Origin of the sequence: Colwellia sp. KU-HH00111, from assembly GCF_040362745.1 — a bacterium.
Lineage (GTDB): Bacteria > Pseudomonadota > Gammaproteobacteria > Enterobacterales > Alteromonadaceae > Colwellia.
The window spans coordinates 208,446-224,489 of record NZ_BAABWO010000006.1; the positions used below are offsets into that span (position 1 = coordinate 208,446).

Annotated in this window: 15 protein-coding genes; 2 read left to right on the forward strand and 13 right to left on the reverse strand. The window is 35.7% G+C overall.

Features of this window, described 5'->3' with window-relative positions:
• Positions 1-25 precede the first annotated feature (25 nt).
• Positions 26-1,147 carry a pyridoxal-phosphate-dependent aminotransferase family protein gene (locus ABXG98_RS12725; RefSeq protein ID WP_353539070.1) on the reverse strand — a complete coding sequence of 374 codons (1,122 nt, stop codon included), beginning with the start codon at positions 1,145-1,147 and terminating at the stop codon, positions 26-28.
• 175 nt (positions 1,148-1,322) lie between these two features.
• Here ABXG98_RS12725 and ABXG98_RS12730 point away from each other — a divergent pair, with 175 nt between their 5' ends.
• Positions 1,323-1,865, forward strand: coding sequence for a YaeQ family protein (locus ABXG98_RS12730; RefSeq protein WP_353539071.1), 543 nt, complete (start codon positions 1,323-1,325; stop codon positions 1,863-1,865).
• Positions 1,866-1,884: 19 nt separating this feature from the next.
• On the opposite strand, the gene ABXG98_RS12735 is transcribed toward ABXG98_RS12730, so the two are convergent.
• From ABXG98_RS12735 to tagH, 8 genes are all read right to left on the reverse strand, one after another.
• Positions 1,885-2,352, reverse strand: a complete 468-nt coding sequence (locus ABXG98_RS12735; protein WP_353539072.1) for a GNAT family N-acetyltransferase — start codon at positions 2,350-2,352, stop codon at positions 1,885-1,887.
• Between the two features lie 105 nt (positions 2,353-2,457).
• Positions 2,458-3,525: a PP2C family protein-serine/threonine phosphatase gene (locus ABXG98_RS12740; RefSeq protein WP_353539073.1), complete on the reverse strand. Its 1,068-nt coding sequence runs from the start codon at positions 3,523-3,525 to the stop codon at positions 2,458-2,460.
• Complete coding sequence (gene tagF, locus ABXG98_RS12745) at positions 3,522-4,211, reverse strand: type VI secretion system-associated protein TagF (RefSeq protein WP_353539074.1); 690 nt, start codon at positions 4,209-4,211, stop codon at positions 3,522-3,524. Before tagF ends, ABXG98_RS12740 begins: the two co-directional genes overlap by 4 nt.
• A 9-nt stretch (positions 4,212-4,220) precedes the next feature.
• A complete protein-coding gene (gene tssM / locus ABXG98_RS12750) occupies positions 4,221-7,646 on the reverse strand; it encodes a type VI secretion system membrane subunit TssM (protein ID WP_353539075.1) in 3,426 nt (1,141 codons plus the stop codon).
• A 5-nt stretch (positions 7,647-7,651) separates the two neighbouring features.
• The gene (icmH, locus tag ABXG98_RS12755; protein WP_353539076.1) at positions 7,652-8,962 is read right to left on the reverse strand and encodes a type IVB secretion system protein IcmH/DotU; all 1,311 of its coding nucleotides are present in this window, start codon (positions 8,960-8,962) and stop codon (positions 7,652-7,654) included.
• Positions 8,959-10,302 carry a type VI secretion system baseplate subunit TssK gene (gene tssK / locus ABXG98_RS12760; RefSeq protein ID WP_353539077.1) on the reverse strand — a complete coding sequence of 448 codons (1,344 nt, stop codon included), beginning with the start codon at positions 10,300-10,302 and terminating at the stop codon, positions 8,959-8,961. The genes icmH and tssK overlap by 4 nt, the downstream gene beginning before the upstream one ends.
• Positions 10,303-10,328: 26 nt before the next feature.
• Entirely contained in the window at positions 10,329-10,802 is a 474-nt protein-coding gene (gene tssJ, locus ABXG98_RS12765; protein ID WP_353539078.1) for a type VI secretion system lipoprotein TssJ, read from the reverse strand.
• An 11-nt stretch (positions 10,803-10,813) separates the two neighbouring features.
• A complete protein-coding gene (gene tagH, locus ABXG98_RS12770; RefSeq protein WP_353539079.1) occupies positions 10,814-12,427 on the reverse strand; it encodes a type VI secretion system-associated FHA domain protein TagH in 1,614 nt (537 codons plus the stop codon).
• A gap of 188 nt (positions 12,428-12,615) precedes the next feature.
• Between tagH and ABXG98_RS12775 the strand changes: the two genes are divergently transcribed.
• Positions 12,616-12,915, forward strand: a complete 300-nt coding sequence (locus ABXG98_RS12775; RefSeq protein WP_353539080.1) for a PAAR domain-containing protein — start codon at positions 12,616-12,618, stop codon at positions 12,913-12,915.
• 104 nt (positions 12,916-13,019) lie between these two features.
• Here ABXG98_RS12775 and ABXG98_RS12780 read toward each other — a convergent pair whose 3' ends face one another.
• The 4 genes from ABXG98_RS12780 to ABXG98_RS12795 are packed head-to-tail and all read right to left on the reverse strand — an operon-like array spanning position 13,020 to position 15,967.
• The gene (locus ABXG98_RS12780; RefSeq protein WP_353539081.1) at positions 13,020-13,499 is read right to left on the reverse strand and encodes a DUF3592 domain-containing protein; all 480 of its coding nucleotides are present in this window, start codon (positions 13,497-13,499) and stop codon (positions 13,020-13,022) included.
• Positions 13,500-13,517: 18 nt separating this feature from the next.
• Entirely contained in the window at positions 13,518-14,300 is a 783-nt protein-coding gene (locus ABXG98_RS12785; protein ID WP_353539082.1) for a hypothetical protein, read from the reverse strand.
• A gap of 36 nt (positions 14,301-14,336) precedes the next feature.
• The gene (locus ABXG98_RS12790) at positions 14,337-15,548 is read right to left on the reverse strand and encodes a hypothetical protein (protein ID WP_353539083.1); all 1,212 of its coding nucleotides are present in this window, start codon (positions 15,546-15,548) and stop codon (positions 14,337-14,339) included.
• Between the two features lie 56 nt (positions 15,549-15,604).
• On the reverse strand, positions 15,605-15,967 hold the full coding sequence (locus tag ABXG98_RS12795) for a hypothetical protein (protein WP_353539084.1): 363 nt from the start codon (positions 15,965-15,967) through the stop codon (positions 15,605-15,607).
• Positions 15,968-16,044 lie beyond the last annotated feature (77 nt).

Genomic DNA, 16,044 nt, shown 5'->3' on the forward strand with positions numbered 1-16,044 from the left:
CTATACTTGTTAATAACAAGAAGCGTTACTGAGCTAACGCTTCTTTTAATGCCGCCAAACACAGTAACACGTTCTCATTGCGGGCGGCATACCCCATTAAACCAATTCGCCAAGCCGATCCAGAAAATTGCCCTAACCCGGCACCTATTTCTAAATTATATTCATTTAACAAAAACTGACGCACTTTCGCATCATCAATGCCTTGGGGGATATGCACTGCGTTCAATTGTGGTAAACGTTCATTCTTAGGTACAATAAAATCTAAGCCAAGGCTTTGTAAGCCCGTTGCAAGCTTTTCATGCTGGGTTTGATGGCGCTGCCAACTATTTTCTAACCCTTCATTTTGTAATACAACTAATGATTCATGCAACGCATATAAAGAGTTAACTGGTGCCGTGTGATGATAACTACGTTTGCCTTGGCCTGACCAATACTCCATAACTAGCGATTGATCTAAAAACCAACTTTGTACCGCACTACTTCGGTTTTTAATGACACTCGCAGCTTGCTCACTAAAACTTACGGGTGATAGCCCAGGAACACAAGATAAACATTTTTGACTACCAGAATAAACCGCATCAATACCCCAGTCATCAACATTTAATTCAACACCGCCTAAGGAGGTAACTGCATCAACAATAGTTAAACAGTTATGTTTACGCGCTATTTCACATAATACTTTTGCATCAGAAAGCGCGCCGGTTGAGGTTTCAGCATGCACAAATGCAACAAATCTAGCCTGCGGCGTTTGTTTTAAAGTATCTTCAAGGGCTTGTGGATCAACCGCTCTACCCCATGTACCGTCAACTACCACTACGTTAGCACCGATACGTTGAACATTTTCAATCATACGTGCACCAAACACACCGTTTCGACAAACTACCACAGTATCATCAGGCGTAAGTAGATTAACGAAGCACGCTTCCATGCCTGCCGAGCCTGGCGCGGAAATAGCCATGGTATAAGTGTTTTTTGTTTTAAATGCATACTGCAATAAAGATTTAACTTCATCCATCATGCCAATGAATGTTGGGTCAAGATGGCCAACTGTTGGTCTCGCTAATGCTGATAAAACACGAGGGTTAACATCTGAAGGGCCTGGCCCCATTAATGTACGTTGTGGCGGAATAAAAGATTGAATTGTCATAATAAACTCACAATAAAATATGGCTAGATAATATCACCATAGCACTTGAATATATATTTAGTAAATTTATCATGATTATCTCAGTTATTCAGTGTAAAAATATTATAACAAGTCACTCGGTAGCTGTTATCATGCTAGTTAACTTACATTCCCTCGTATAAAAGCAACATTACGCATGGCTCTAAAAGCAACTATTTATAAAGCTAGCATTGAACTGGCTGATATGGATCGTAATTATTACGATTCATTACAACTTACTTTAGCTCAACACCCATCAGAAACAGATCAACGATTGATGGTCAGGTTAATATGCTTCATTTTAAATGCCCATAACGATTTAAAATTTGGTAAAGGTGTAAGTGATGAAGAAGAAGCTGCACTGTGGCAAATTAATTACAGTGATGAAATAGCTTTATGGATTGAGTTAGGACAAATAGATGAAAAACGTATTAAAAAAGCGTGTAATAAAGCACAGCAGGTGAAACTGTATTGTTACGGTTCAAGTGTTGACACTTGGTGGTTACAATCAAAAAACGCCTTAAATACGTTTTCTAAGCTCACCATTGAACAATTTACTACCGACACCACCGATGCGTTAACCAAACTACTAAGCAGAACTATGGAATTTCAATGCAGTATTCAAGATGGTCAATTATGGCTTAATTGTGGTGATAATACACTGTTAATAGAAACAACCACCTTAAAATCGGCAACATGATTATTGTTAAATAAGAAAATTAAGCAGCGATCACCTCTAACGGGCAGCGCATTTGAAATTCAATCTTATTTTTACCCTCAATTTGAAAGCCATGACGTAAGTACAGTCCCCTTGCAGGGTTTTTCAGTAATACATTTAAGGTGATAGGCAGCTGTAATTGTAATGCTCTTTTTTTTACCACTGTGAGTATCTTACTACCTATGCCCTGCCCTTGGTATTCAGGCAGTATTTGTAACTGCTTTATATGTAAGCTTTTCTCTTCACCTTTAAGTGATACAACACCAAGTTTCAATAAGCCTATGGGTTTTCGCTCACGTAAGATTATATGCGACTCATAGTAACTGTCTTTTACACGCTCAAGGTGTTGTTCATTGGTTAATTTTATTTTAGCCCGAGCTAAGTGTTTAGCCATTGATTTTTTTCTTAGTTTAAGCAAAAAATCTAAGTCTTCGTGTTTTACCGCTCTAAAGCCAATGGTAATTTTCATTTAAATGATTGGAGAATTGATACGTTAATATAAGATAAGTATAACAACATTTGTCTTAAATAAAATTAGCTCACGCTAAATCAGATAAGTGAATACGCAGGGGTATTAAATGAGATCAAACAAATAAGTTATTACAATTATGAGCAAAACAACAATGAGTAAAACTTTAAACTTGGTCATGCTACTTTTTATTACATCACTTTGCGTTATTTTAGGGTAATTGTTAGTAGGTAGTTCTTTCTCGTTATTCAAGCAAGCTTGTTGTTTTTTGCTTATTCCTGGTTGAGTTTGTAAGTTATTATCAAAGGTGCTTGCATTAAGAATAGATGTTAACTCTGACATATATTCACTCTGTTCTATTTTTTCTTGAAAAAAATCTTGACTGATCCTTGAAATAGCATCATTTAATTGATTATACAATCTTGAACTTTCAGAAGTCTGGCTTTCATATGACTCATTTTTGATAATGATGATTGAGACATTATCCTTTGCCCCTTTTTCAAGTGTTTTTTGAAGTAAGTTATCGATAGCTGCTTGTGAGCATTGGTCTTGTTGTAGGATGCTATTTATTTCGGCATCATTTAATTCATTTGTTAAGCCATCGCTACATAGTAGAAGACTATTGCTGATATTTGCAGGAATTAATACATGATCAAAATATATTTCTTTGTGCGCTCCCACCGCCCTAGTAATCACATTTGACAACTTACTTTCCGCTGCTTCTGTTTTAGTAATTTGTCCTGCTTTTAGCAATTCTTCAATATGGCTATGATCCCAGCTTATTTGTTCAACATGATTCTTTTCAACTTTATATCCCCTAGAATCCCCTGCCCAAAGTAATACGCCAACCCCCTGACAAACAGTATATAGAACAATAGTAGAACCGATAGCTTTTCCATTCAATGTAACCTGTGAGTAATGCTGTAAGTCGCTATTAACCTTACTAATAGTAGCTTCAATTTGTAAAACCCTTTCAGCTAAAGTGTTGCTCAATTTCAAATTATTAAATGCGGCCACAAGCGCCTGACTTGCTTTGTCTCCTTGAGCATGTCCCCCCATACCATCGGCCACCAGCCATATCTTATCTACATCTGAGACATATATTGCATCTTGATTGACTTTTCGCTTAACGCCGACATCAGTAACGGAAAAACTACGCCAAAAATCTGTCATGTTTCTTCAGTTCCTCTTAAGAATGATGAAAAAGTCTCAACGGGTGGAAGATCGCTAAAATAGCGTTTTCTAGGAGTAAGTCCAACGCCACCTGAAGTCCACCATAACGTAATTTTCACTTTTTGCATGGTTAATAAGCTTTGTAAAAAAGTATCATTGCAGCGACTTAAATCATTTAAATCGTTGTCGATAATAGAGCCTATTTCTGCATATGAACAAGGGGGATAATGCGCCATTCCATAATATGAACTATCCCTACAAGAGGAGTATAAGTCATCTAACACTTGTTGAATTTCATCTAAGTTTGGCTTTTGTTTTTCTAACAGGCTTAAAACAAACTCTTCTACTTGTTTATGGTTAGCATCTAACTGCCTGGCAACAATAAAAGGATTTACCTGTGCGTCAAGTTCACAAATGACACTAAATGGGTAACAGCGTCCAGCTTTATCAACACTTGGCATCATAAAGCCCGATAAGACTTTGTCACAAACTGTGTTCTGACTGATAACAAAGCGCCATATAGGGCTATTAAAATAAAGCTGTTGCCATTCACTCCCAATCTGAGCTCTCGAATTTTCAATGGATTGCAAAAACCAATTATCCAGGTTTTTTATTATCTCAGGAGAAACATTTCGTTGAATGAAATCACCATAACTTGGTAGCTTGCCAAAGTATCCAACTTTCATGAATTATCCTTAAAAACGTCGCATACATTGAAACTGAGAGAGAAGATCGAAAACTAAAGGGTTGGCACCATGCTCAGCTTTTATCTCGTAAACCGCACTGTAGTTTTCAGCAGATAGCGTGACCTCAATCTTATTATTACTAATTTTTTTGATATTAGCTTTATCTAATAATCTAAATAAGGCAAAAGGACCATTTTCATGGATGATAGCTTCACTGCCATCTTTTCTGAAAAAGGTATAGGCCACACCTAAATCGGGATTTGCTGTAGGCCAAGTAATTTTAGTATTACTTGCCCTACCAAACTGATAGCCAAACCGTTTACCATAATGGTTTATTTCAAATTTTGCTGCTTTAGTGTCAAGAAAAATAGGTTTTAAGATAAGACTTAAATTCGGCACCCGCTCATCTATTAGGAACAGAGAGCTTTTAATACGATCAATTAGCTCAAAATACCGCAACACAGCATCAGATAAACCATTTCCTTTAGATTTTCGGTTTTTCCATCGCCAAGGATATGAACTGGTATTAACGAGAGATTTTATATTTTGATTGAAAAATTCAATTAAAATACCAGAATTAGAAAATAACTCTGACATTTCATTTAAAGAGATATTTCTTAGCGATTCCTTATTAAAAGGATAACTACTTTGCGTTAGATCGTTACAACGTGGCATAACTTCCTGTTGCCATAAAGTGACAATCTGTTTAACTTTTTCTTTTCTTATCAAATAATCAACATTACCATCAATTTCACCCAACCATTGACTAAGAGGAAGCGGCTGCTTAAAAGCAAAAGTGCGCAGAGGCTCCATTACTTTGTTTATCTCAAACGCGTCATTTGATTCGCTCAACTGAGATAACTCCAGAGCCAATTTAGAAAAAATAGTCGACATTTTTTCATATATGACTAGCTTTTTATCTTGACTCATAAGCTCGTGTAACTTGCTAAATTGAGACGATATAAATAATTCAGGCGAATCAGAAGCTCTTAAGCTTTTGAGTTTTTGAACACGGTTAAGTTTTGCTGTATAACGCCCAGAAGCATTACCTACTTTTTTCAGTAAGTCTTCATTTTGTAGCTGCGTATAAGTTGAAACTGTTTCCAATAAATATATAATCGGAGAATCTACCGCACTTGACACATTTAAACTGTCTATCCCACCTTGAATACTATCAAACTCACTGATACTAACTTTAGCTAAGACGCGTTTCCATTGTTTAACATAATCATTGGAATACACTTTGATAAGATCGCGGGATAATTTGTCTTTATCTGGTTGATTACTACTCCCTAAGATCCACTCCTCATTTGATAACTTTGTTATATATTGAGTAAGTAACTCAGATTTGATTTCCTTAAACGTTTCTGGAGAATAAAAATTTGAAACCCCTTCTAACTTAGTGCTGAATACACTTTGCCACTCTGTACCTGCTAACTGGGACATAGTCATCATATGGTCATTATGGCTATTATAACTGTGTTTAAATTGCTGATAATATAAATCTATTAGTGAGCCTTTATTAATATAACGTCGAGAGTTGGCTATCAGTTGTTCATTAAGGGTGCCGGCAGGGATTTCATCCTTAACTAACCGTTCAAAGTGAGCTATAAGATCGCCTTTATCTTCTGCTGTAAGGCTTCTGTCATTATTGAGAGAATTATCGAACCAATTAAAAAGGAACGCTTCATCTCGTCGCTCTTTATTCCCTAACATCAAATAGGCTTTAAGCGCTAAGTAATTATTCTTAGCGCCATTTTTTTGAATTAAATTATTTTCAATTTTTTTCTTTACGTAAGGTAAAAGTACCATTTTGAGTAAACGAGTGTAACTGGCATCAAACGCTTCATGTAGTGCTGTGGATTGGTCTAACCCAAATCCTGAGAAACTTGCTTCTTTTTGTTCAACTAACAATTGTAAATTTTTGGAGAAACCACCTAAGGCCGGCAAATAGCTTTTAATATCTGACTTTAATGAAGAATTTTGATATTGGTCTTGCCAGTTTTTTACAGCCAAAATACTAGCATCGATATTTTTAACATTATTCTGATAGCTAATATACCAGGTAATTAACAGTGATAAAGTCACAACGGAGGCCGCTAATATTATCGATTTTGCAATAACACCTTTTCGACGCTTATAACCTGCTAGCACACCAAATTGTTCAGATTCAGGAAAAATAACTTTTTGTAGCAAATCCGTGATGAAATAACTTCGTGAATCATTATTCCACATAACTTGAGCTGTACTTTTAAGTCCAAATTGTTGAGAAAAATTCGCCATTATTCTATCAATGGGTGCGCCTTGTTGGGTACCACTTGTAAAATACAAACCTCTTACAATACCGTTTGTACTGGTCGAGTCTTGTGTTGAAAGGTGTTCTACTAGGTTTTGAAGGTTTTCTTTAAGTGAAGCCAGCTGATTCGTATAACTATAGATTAAAAATTTTCTATTATTATCTCTTTCAAGCTCCATTCTAGGCCACTGACGCCGAGACAGTGACTTCATTAACTCATCAAATTGAAATGAAAATTGCTCAGCAACATTATTCTCGTTCTTTTCATAGTCAAAGGTAATTCCAAATGTTTGCTCTCTCTCTTTATGTGAGAAACTTTCATAAAACTCATTAAAACCTGCCAACATATCACATTTAGTTAAAATAATATAAACAGGTAACTTAGTACCAAAAAATTCGTTTAATTCTGATATTCTATTTTTGGTTTGAATTAATTGTTGCCCTATTTCAAACTCATTCATAGTGAGCAAATCAGAAATACTAAAGCTTGCAATAACACCGCTGATGGGCTTTTTACGGTACTTTTTTATTAGTTTTAAAAAGTTATTCCAACCTGACTCATCGACATCCTTGTGGCTATCTCTTGAGGTATACCTGCCTGCGGTATCAAGAAGTACAGCTTCATCTGTGAACCACCAATCACAATTTTTTGTTCCACCAACACCTTTAATGGCTTGATTAGAAAATTTTTCAAATAATGGAAATTTGAGACCAGAATTAGATAAAAGTGTAGTTTTTCCACAACCCGGTGAACCAATAATCATATACCAAGGTAAATCAGTAAATGAATTGCCGTTACCTTTTTTCTTTTTATGAAGAATACTAAATGCTTGCTCAAACTTATTTTTAAGCTCAACTGATTCAGCACTAATTACCTCTTCTATACCGTTATCGTCAGCGATATCTTCAACCATATCTTGTTGGAGTTTAGCTGCACGATGGTAAGTTACAAGCTTAAAGATAGCAAAAACAAGGAGAACTAAAACAATAGCTGTAATTCTTGAACTTACTTCAGCCAAAGGATAGTAACCAGCAAACGCAAAATATGGGCCGGTAAACCATACTAGAATTGAAATAAGAATGATTATTATAAAAGGTACAAATAATGAGCTTTTAACTATTTTTTTTATCCATTGCATTATTGTTAATTTCCTTTCATCACTAAAGTAATTTCCACACGGCGATTTAAGCTTCGGTTATACGCGGTCTCATTATTGATGACTGGCTGTGTATCCGCCACACCTCTTGTAACGATGCTATCAAGTTGATTATTTGATTTCCGGAGCCAGGAAGCGATAGCCTGAGCTCTTCTACGAGAAATCACCCAATTAGAGTCGGGCTTACCTGTTGAGTCAGTGTGGCCTATCACTAAAACACTATCAGAATATGGCTTAATAGCATTGACCAATTTATTTACATTTGGTAAAGCATTTTCATTGACCTGAGTATTGCCTGAGCTGAACAAAGTGGTGTTGCTAAACCTAATCGTTACCATATTGTCACTGTTGACAATAACATCAAGCATTTTATCTGATATCTCAATTGACAGAACTTCACGTAATTCTTTTAAAACTTGAAGTGAATTTTGAGGTTGCTCCTTAACGTTTAGAGCAAAATCCTTCCAACCTACCGACTCCAAATTTTCATATACAGGGTCAACTTTCGATTGTAAGTTGAGTAAAAACCCAATATAGGCGCCAGATAAAATAAATAGAAAGACAAAGACGTAAACAAAGAGGGGAATATTAGTTACTGAATTCTTTTCCTTTGCACTGATCCCTTGCCATTTAGGTGATAAATCTGGAAAGACAGGGCGGCATTGGCTAATTTGGTGATAAATAGATTCTCCAATATTAATAAGTTCATTGTTTCTTTGATGAGAAACTCGGTACTTGCCAGAAAAACCGATTGCAATACATAAATAGCAAAGCTCAATTAGATCTATGCTACGTTGTGGTTGCTCTAATAATTTATTAACAATCAGAAAAAATTTCTCTCCTCCCCATGTTTCATTATGGTATTTAACCAGAAGCGTTTGGTGACTCCATTCACTTTCACTGCCCCATGGCGTTGATAAAACGAGTTCATCGAGCAAGCAACAAATGATATATCTAGACGTTAATACAACCTCTTTGCTAACACCACTTTCAGTTAATGAATTAGTGTACTTTTCAATCAATAACTCAACATCTTTTCTAAGTGACACTATTGTTCTATTAGGCTCCAATGAGCGGATGTTACCAGCTAACACTAGTATTTCATGACTTAAGGATAATAAAATATTTTCGCCCTTAGGAACTCGAATATTACTCTGGTTGTATTGTTGTGAAGATACATTAGGCTGAGAAGGTACATTATTACCATTACCTGGTGTTGCTTCGTTAACATTGGTACGCCGACCGCCAGGGTTTGGAATTATCATTGTACTTGATAAGCCATCATCATCATCATTCATTCACCTGCCCCCCGTATAGCCCAGAGCTCCATTGATAAACCTGGAAAATTAGTACCAATATGAATTGCTATACCGCCAGAATTAACGAGTGCATTCCAATATTCACCTTTAGGTATTAATTCAAAATAGACAAAATTCCTTTGGTAAGGGATTTCTCGAGGAGCTACAGCAAGGTTATTCAACAAAATGCCCGGTAACTGCACATTAACCAACTCTTTGATTTGTTCAACAGCACCAATTTTAACCTGTGAAGGGAAGTATTTCCTTATTTCTTCTGGTTTGATGTCTGCGCTGACAGCTAGAATAAACGAGCCTGAGTTAAATACTGTTTTGTCTGCAACTACTCCTACCCTAATGCCGTATTTTTTCTCTACCAGAGGAATATTTATTGAGTTTTGCTCTAAAACAATACTAAAAATTTGTCGTAATTCATGAATAATAGTATCGAAGATAGCTGTTAAGTTATTATGATCATAAAGCGGTAATTGCGGTGATTGTTTGTCCGCTTTAATAAAAGTCGACATTTCAGCTATTAAAGAGGTTAACTGTAAATAAACATCAAGAGGATGGATACATTCTGTGTTTTCAAAATACCGAATTAATGGCTGATTTCTATTGAGTGCTTGTAACATTAGAAAATCTGTTACTTCTGTTGTAGTTGCCTTTCCTGCGATAGTCACTCTCGCGGACAACGAATCAATTCTATGATTTATCAAATTAACTAATTCAGATAAAAAGCTACGAAGGTAAAAATTACTTTTAACATTGATATAAGGAGGAATAAAATTTTCTTTTAAACTTACCTTACCACTTGAAGAGATATTTTCGATAAGCCCAATTGGAATACAGCTAAATTCATCTAGGTTATCTAATTCAGTTAACAGGCAAAACTTATAGCCTGACACCTCAATCGATTGTTCAAGGTTTGAGTGTCCAGAAACATCTCTGACATTTAACTCTTCAACGAAATAGCGATAACTCTTATTATCATCTGAATCTCTACAAACCTCGGTATTACCATGATGTCTAATATTAAGGCACAGATAAACCATTTTGTTTAGCAAAGCATCTGTAACATCTAAAGCCAGTGGCACGCCGTCAATCTCGGGGATATTAAAGTAACTGCCATCAGGCAAAACACCCGTAGCAGAATTCACACAAATTTTACCGGTATTAAGGTGAGAATTATCAATAACTATAGAGCCAATTCCCCAGTGGTAAACATTAGCAATTTGAGACGTATTTCTAATTTGACTATCAAAATAGCGAGACTGTTGTTGAAAATGTTGGGGCTGAAGTAACATTCCTTCAGACCAAACGATACGTTTTTCCCAACTCATAAATATTCCTTTTTAACGTTAATCTTTTACAATTCGATGACTCGTACCGATAATGTATCAACTTTAATTTCGATCCCAGAATCATTCCAAAAATGATTATCAGGAACAGCAATAACTGCTCTCCAATTAACCATATCTATACTTCTATACCCAACAGCAATACCAAGATATTTAACATTCTCAGATATTTCTAATTCGACTGGATTATTAGTGCCAGGGTGCACCAAATATTCATTAATACTAATAAACTCGGCCCCTAAAGCAGTATGTACATTATCAAATAAAGCCTCATAAGGTGCATTTTGAAAATTCACCTTATTTGACAATTGATAAACTCGAACAAGTACAGGTGATGGTTCGCCATTAATATTAGGGTTGATATCTTCACTCGCTGTGATTTGATATTTAAAGTCAACATTGCTTTCACCTTGTTGCATTGAGCAGCCTGAGCTTAGTACAACGAGGATAAAAGTAATTATAAATATAGATGGTGTGCGCATAAAAGTAGCCCTTATTTCAAATTATCTTTAATACTATCAATTTGTGCTTGGTATGTATCGGCAAAATATTTGCTCAGCACATCATTCAGATTTTGTCTTACATTACTCGCAAGAGCTTTTTGTTTTTCGGAATAAAGCTTCCAAGCTTTAGATGACGTGTTTAGCCCCATAAAGCTTTTACCTAATTGAGCAGCCTCTAACTCAATTTTCTCAGGCTCTAGTTCATTTAGAATACCATTTAATGTTGCTTGTAAACCAGCGAGAAATGCCATTTGGTGTGATTGAATATCACTAATGGCTTCTTTATAGGAACTTTGAACATCCATATATCCGGCTTTCTTTTTCAATAACAACATTTCTAATGAATCACTTGGATCAATTGAAAACTTTAACGGGTTGTTGGATCTAGGTTGGATTGATGTTAAAGACAGTCTTGACTCTTGTTTGAAAACAGTTCGACCATTTAGCAACGACATTAGCCCTTTGGTTGACGATAAGAGAACGTCCGCAATTTCCTTAGCAAAAACCTCTTTATCAACACTATGCAAGTATTGATTTGGTAATTCTAGGTGTCTGTATAAAGTTTCAAAAAAAATGTCAGGTGCTTTATTTTGTATTTCTTCAATCGCTACAGCAGGTGGCGCATCCTTTAAAGGAACATCTTGTTGTTCATTACTAGTAGCAAAATTTGTGGGTTCTTTAATCGTCTTTTCTTCCTTAGAGAGTTCTTCATTTTTTGTAGGAACAACTTGATCTAAGTGTACTTCTTTTGGTGGAATAGCAATTTCTTCAATAGACTCTTTTTGTGTCAAGTTCTTTTCTTCCATTAGCTGTGAAAAAGATTTCTGTGCTAAAGGATTATCGCCATTTGCTAGGTCGTCTAAAACAGAGACTTCTTCCTTGCTATTTGCTTCCCTGTCAATGTCTTCATTAGATATCGCTGGCATAATGCCAGATAATTCCCAATCTAGCGGAATTTCATCACTTTTACTTTGTTGGTAAAGATTAGCATCATTTAACGCTTCACTTTGGGTTGAAGCAAATGATTCACCACCAAATGTGATTTCTGGTTGTTCGGGCACTCTGTAGTCAGAAGAGCTGACTTTTGATTGGGGCTCAACATCATTGACTGGATTATCTAAAATATCATTTAAGCCCAGACTTTGAGAGTGTTCATTAGCACCAGAAGCATTATTTTGAAACGAAAGTGGATCAAAATCATTGTTACTTTTTTCTGAAGGTTCAGCCCCCATCACTAAATCTAATAGGTCATTATTGGAACTTGATTGCGAAATATCGCTATTTAAACTTATGTCATCGACGACAATTTGATACTCACCAATGATCAGTAACTCGCCAAGCTTCAAAATATGACTGTTGCCACTACCGAGTAAATTACCAGTATTATTTATAAAAATACCGTTGGTACTTGTATCTGAGACATAAAATTGATTATTCTGAAAAAATATTTCTGCGTGCTTTTTAGAAATAAACCGTTCTTGATCAAATAATGTCCAATCACATAAATCTGATCGGCCAATAGAACCACCCTGGGATGAAAACTCAAACTGTTTAAGGTGTTGACCATTGTTTTGGGAAGTTAGCTTCAAACGAAGATGAGCCATAAGAGTAAAAACCTATTTTTTTGTTATTTTAATTTATTAAATAACCACATGTTTTTGTATATATCTAGATAGAGTATTATAAATAAAAAGATTGTCAAACAAAGCGACTAACAAAGTTGTTTTTTGGCTATATATAATTTTAATTGTAGACTAAACTATAGTTAACTTTATTAAATAAGGATTTTAAAATGCCTCCAGCAGCTAGATTAACAGATATGCATGTTTGCCCAATGGTAACGCCAGGTACACCGCCTATCCCTCATGTTGGCGGACCTATTGTTGGCCCAGGCATACCCACTGTTTTAATTGGCATGATGCCAGCTGCCACTTTAGGTGACTCTTGTGTTTGCGTTGGTCCTCCTGACACGATTGTTATGGGTTCCACTACCGTGATGATTGGAGGGAAGCCTGCGGCCCGTTTGGGTGATCCTACCGCTCATGGTGGTAAAATTGTTGTGGGATGTCCTAATGTGATGATTGGAGGTTGATCATAGTGTCTAAAATACTGCTACCCTATTTTTATCAATAAAAAATTGTGCTTACAAGTAATAGATCACAACATAAAACTTGTACTAACAATCAGGGTTGGAATCTAGTCTGAAAGAATATTGGATTTTAATACAAAAATGATCGCGCCAATGATAGAAACAACAAACATAATAACCATAAAATAGGCTAACAAAGGAACGCCTTTAGCAGTGATAAGTGCTGCCTCTGCATGATTTGTGGGGTTGTAATAAACATTAACCTTATTACCCTTTAAATATTTTGTCATTAATTCGTCTGCTTCAGCCTTATTAACAACCATTTCTGGTAAGCCAGCCATTATTCTATGACCAGAGAATTCAACCTCATTAACGATATAGTTATATTTAACATGTACCTTGTATTCAATCGTACTGACGCTACCAGTTTCTTGTTGAAGGGGCCCGTTGTATAAAGTTTCAATGTTCGATTCTACAATATAACCACTGACATTATCCCAATTATCGCTACCTTTAAACTTGTGCAAGCCATAAGCAACTACACCTAAAGTCAATACAATTGATACTACCCAAAATAACATGTTCATTTTTTCACATCCTTTCTATTAACGGATAACAATCCATTGTTTGTTTATATTTGCAAAAAACAAGGGTATACCGTAAAACACTTCTTCATCAGTATCTTCAAATAGAATTGCTGGCGCTCCATCTTTTCTAGAAACCTGCACTATATGCTGCCTACCCACAATTGAAAAATCTAAATCGTCTATTGACACACTATGTAGTTTAAGACCTTGTATGCTTGTCATAAACTGCCATAATTCTTTTACCGCTGATTCAATTTGATTTAAGGGTTTACTCTCAAGAATTGCTTCATCTTGATATTTCAGTCGTAAAAATTTAAATGCCTCATCAAAATTTCGATTACGAATTAGGTCAGGTACATGCCTAATTAAATTATAGATTGATAACTTAGCACTCTCATCAACTGTCTGGATAGCACTTGTTTTGTACCATAATAACGATCCCAACGTTAATGGAATTATTTTATCAATTTTTATCGACCAATTGTATGGGAATGTCTGTTTCACATCAGTTAAAGGCCATTCAAAAATAGCAATTTCCTTAGCTATTTTGGGGGAATCTGAGCTTTGGTCATGAACAAAGAGAATCACTTGAGCTTCTTCAGTTTGATTTTCTTCTGAAACTACTTCTGGGTGAGTAAGTTGTACATGTAAAGAATTTTCCTTATGCATCAACCAGTAATTCACCGGGATCGTTTCTTGAATACCAAAGCCTTCAGGCTCTTCGACTAAGGGCACGCCATTTAAATAGACTTTAATCCCCAAGCCATTTGCTTTAACTTGAAGAAAATATTTTTCTTTCATTGCCTCTTATCCTATATAACCTATGTTTTGCGTGAGTTAAGAAAAATCGACCAATACACGCTTTTTGCCTTCCCAAATATTTTTGTCTTTTTTCCATAATTTCCATACTTTTGATTTACTTTTCGAAAAAATAACAAATGCCTTTGTTTTCACTGATACGGTAACCTCTATTGGTTTTAGCGCCAACTTAGGCTGGAAACTAAGTTCGTCTCCATTGATATTAAATTCATTTTCATTTGCAATGGTGACTTTTCCTTCACCTTTTAGTGCAATAGAAATAATGTAGTCACTGCCCGCTCTTGCAGTTAAAGATATAGCAAAGAAACCTTCGAAAGTACCAACAAGTTTACCGCTGCTCTTGGTCATTCCAGTCGTATAAACTTTGCGAGATAAACTACCTTGTAATTTTAAAACGACGCCAATTTCAGCACCAAAAATGATATCCGCAACATGCTTTGCTAACATCTTAGCAACAGGGGGAGGAACGCCAACCGCGCCGTATGCACAAGTCCCTAAACTAACCTCTATAGCTACTTTAAATCCAAATAATGGATCTAAGCCAGCTTCAACAAGCCATTCGTGATAAACTAACCAACTACCGCTTTCTTCAGCCCAAAACTGTTCTGCTTTCAAGTACCCTACAGGAGCATCAATAGTAGGTTTAACCTCTATAGGTGACCACGCAAAAGCTTTTTTAGCAAACGACTCCCAAGATTTATTAAATTTTTCAGAAATATGTTTTAATCCGGCAACTTTTACCGTGTAGCTGTATTTATCACTAGGGTATTGCTCTATTTTACCGGATTTGGAGCCTGCAACAGTTTGACCTTGAACAATGTAAGTTTCGGGCTTGGCTTTGCTAAGCTTTAATCTAGGTGTTGCCTTCTTTTTAGCATTAAAACTTTCAACTTCTAACGTTTCATTACGAGTTGCTCCCGCTTTCCACTCGCCGCTAAATGCACCACCGATTATCTTGATTTCTTCCTGACAACCTCCGCCAGATAAGAGTTTTATTGATATATTATCGCTACCACAATAATCTAAAGATTGCTCAATTTGTACATTGACGTCATCTGTTCCAAATGTTTTAGATTCTTTTATAAATTTTCCAGGTGACGCTACTATTTGCAAGATATTAGTTGAACTAGCTTTACGCCCATGCCCACAAGTTAATTCGAGTTTATCAATGGTACAAGGACATGGCTGAGCCGCGCTCTTAATTTTCTTTTTGTTTTTCATTTTCGCCATAACTACAGTCGATCACTTCTAATTGAATAATTGTTTCTATATTAAACACTTCAAATTTAATTATGAAATACAAACGTTGGGTATTGTGCAGGTATCATCAAATCGAGCTGTTCCAATTTTTCACTACCTAATAAATTATCATTATTAAGCACCTTTGCTGCCCAAGAGTGTTTTGTGTCAAAATTTATACCCAACTGAACAGCATAGACAATGAATGCCTGTACGTCATCTTCTGTGTCAATACCAAAAGCTTCTGCTTTTTCTATTGAATTAGCGATAAACATCTTAAGTTCAAATTCACTTTGATTCTCAATTGCATCAAAAAAGAATTCGGTCAGGAATGATATCATTCTACTTTTAAACCTTTCGATTGAAATATCTTGAAAAGCTTCTAATTGTGCTTCATTGATAGTTAACAAAAAACACCTCTTTTTGTTTTTTATTCTTAGGTTAAATAGGATTTCAAAATTTCCAGCATGTCAGGTATTAAAGTCTA

What these genes read in the sequence shown, in the direction of transcription:
- ABXG98_RS12740 (WP_353539073.1), bottom strand. Translation starts at nt 3,525, where the DNA reads ATGACAGATTTTTGGCGTAGTTTTTCCGTTACTGATGTCGGCGTTAAG.
- tssM (WP_353539075.1), bottom strand. Translation starts at nt 7,646, where the DNA reads ATGCAATGGATAAAAAAAATAGTTAAAAGCTCATTATTTGTACCTTTT.
- ABXG98_RS12790 (WP_353539083.1), bottom strand. Translation starts at nt 15,548, where the DNA reads ATGGCGAAAATGAAAAACAAAAAGAAAATTAAGAGCGCGGCTCAGCCA.
- ABXG98_RS12725 (WP_353539070.1), bottom strand. Translation starts at nt 1,147, where the DNA reads ATGACAATTCAATCTTTTATTCCGCCACAACGTACATTAATGGGGCCA.
- tssJ (WP_353539078.1), bottom strand. Translation starts at nt 10,802, where the DNA reads ATGCGCACACCATCTATATTTATAATTACTTTTATCCTCGTTGTACTA.
- tagF (WP_353539074.1), bottom strand. Translation starts at nt 4,211, where the DNA reads ATGAAAGTTGGATACTTTGGCAAGCTACCAAGTTATGGTGATTTCATT.
- tssK (WP_353539077.1), bottom strand. Translation starts at nt 10,302, where the DNA reads ATGAGTTGGGAAAAACGTATCGTTTGGTCTGAAGGAATGTTACTTCAG.
- ABXG98_RS12730 (WP_353539071.1), top strand. Translation starts at nt 1,323, where the DNA reads ATGGCTCTAAAAGCAACTATTTATAAAGCTAGCATTGAACTGGCTGAT.
- ABXG98_RS12780 (WP_353539081.1), bottom strand. Translation starts at nt 13,499, where the DNA reads ATGAACATGTTATTTTGGGTAGTATCAATTGTATTGACTTTAGGTGTA.
- icmH (WP_353539076.1), bottom strand. Translation starts at nt 8,962, where the DNA reads ATGAATGATGATGATGATGGCTTATCAAGTACAATGATAATTCCAAAC.
- ABXG98_RS12735 (WP_353539072.1), bottom strand. Translation starts at nt 2,352, where the DNA reads ATGAAAATTACCATTGGCTTTAGAGCGGTAAAACACGAAGACTTAGAT.
- tagH (WP_353539079.1), bottom strand. Translation starts at nt 12,427, where the DNA reads ATGGCTCATCTTCGTTTGAAGCTAACTTCCCAAAACAATGGTCAACAC.
- ABXG98_RS12775 (WP_353539080.1), top strand. Translation starts at nt 12,616, where the DNA reads ATGCCTCCAGCAGCTAGATTAACAGATATGCATGTTTGCCCAATGGTA.
- ABXG98_RS12785 (WP_353539082.1), bottom strand. Translation starts at nt 14,300, where the DNA reads ATGAAAGAAAAATATTTTCTTCAAGTTAAAGCAAATGGCTTGGGGATT.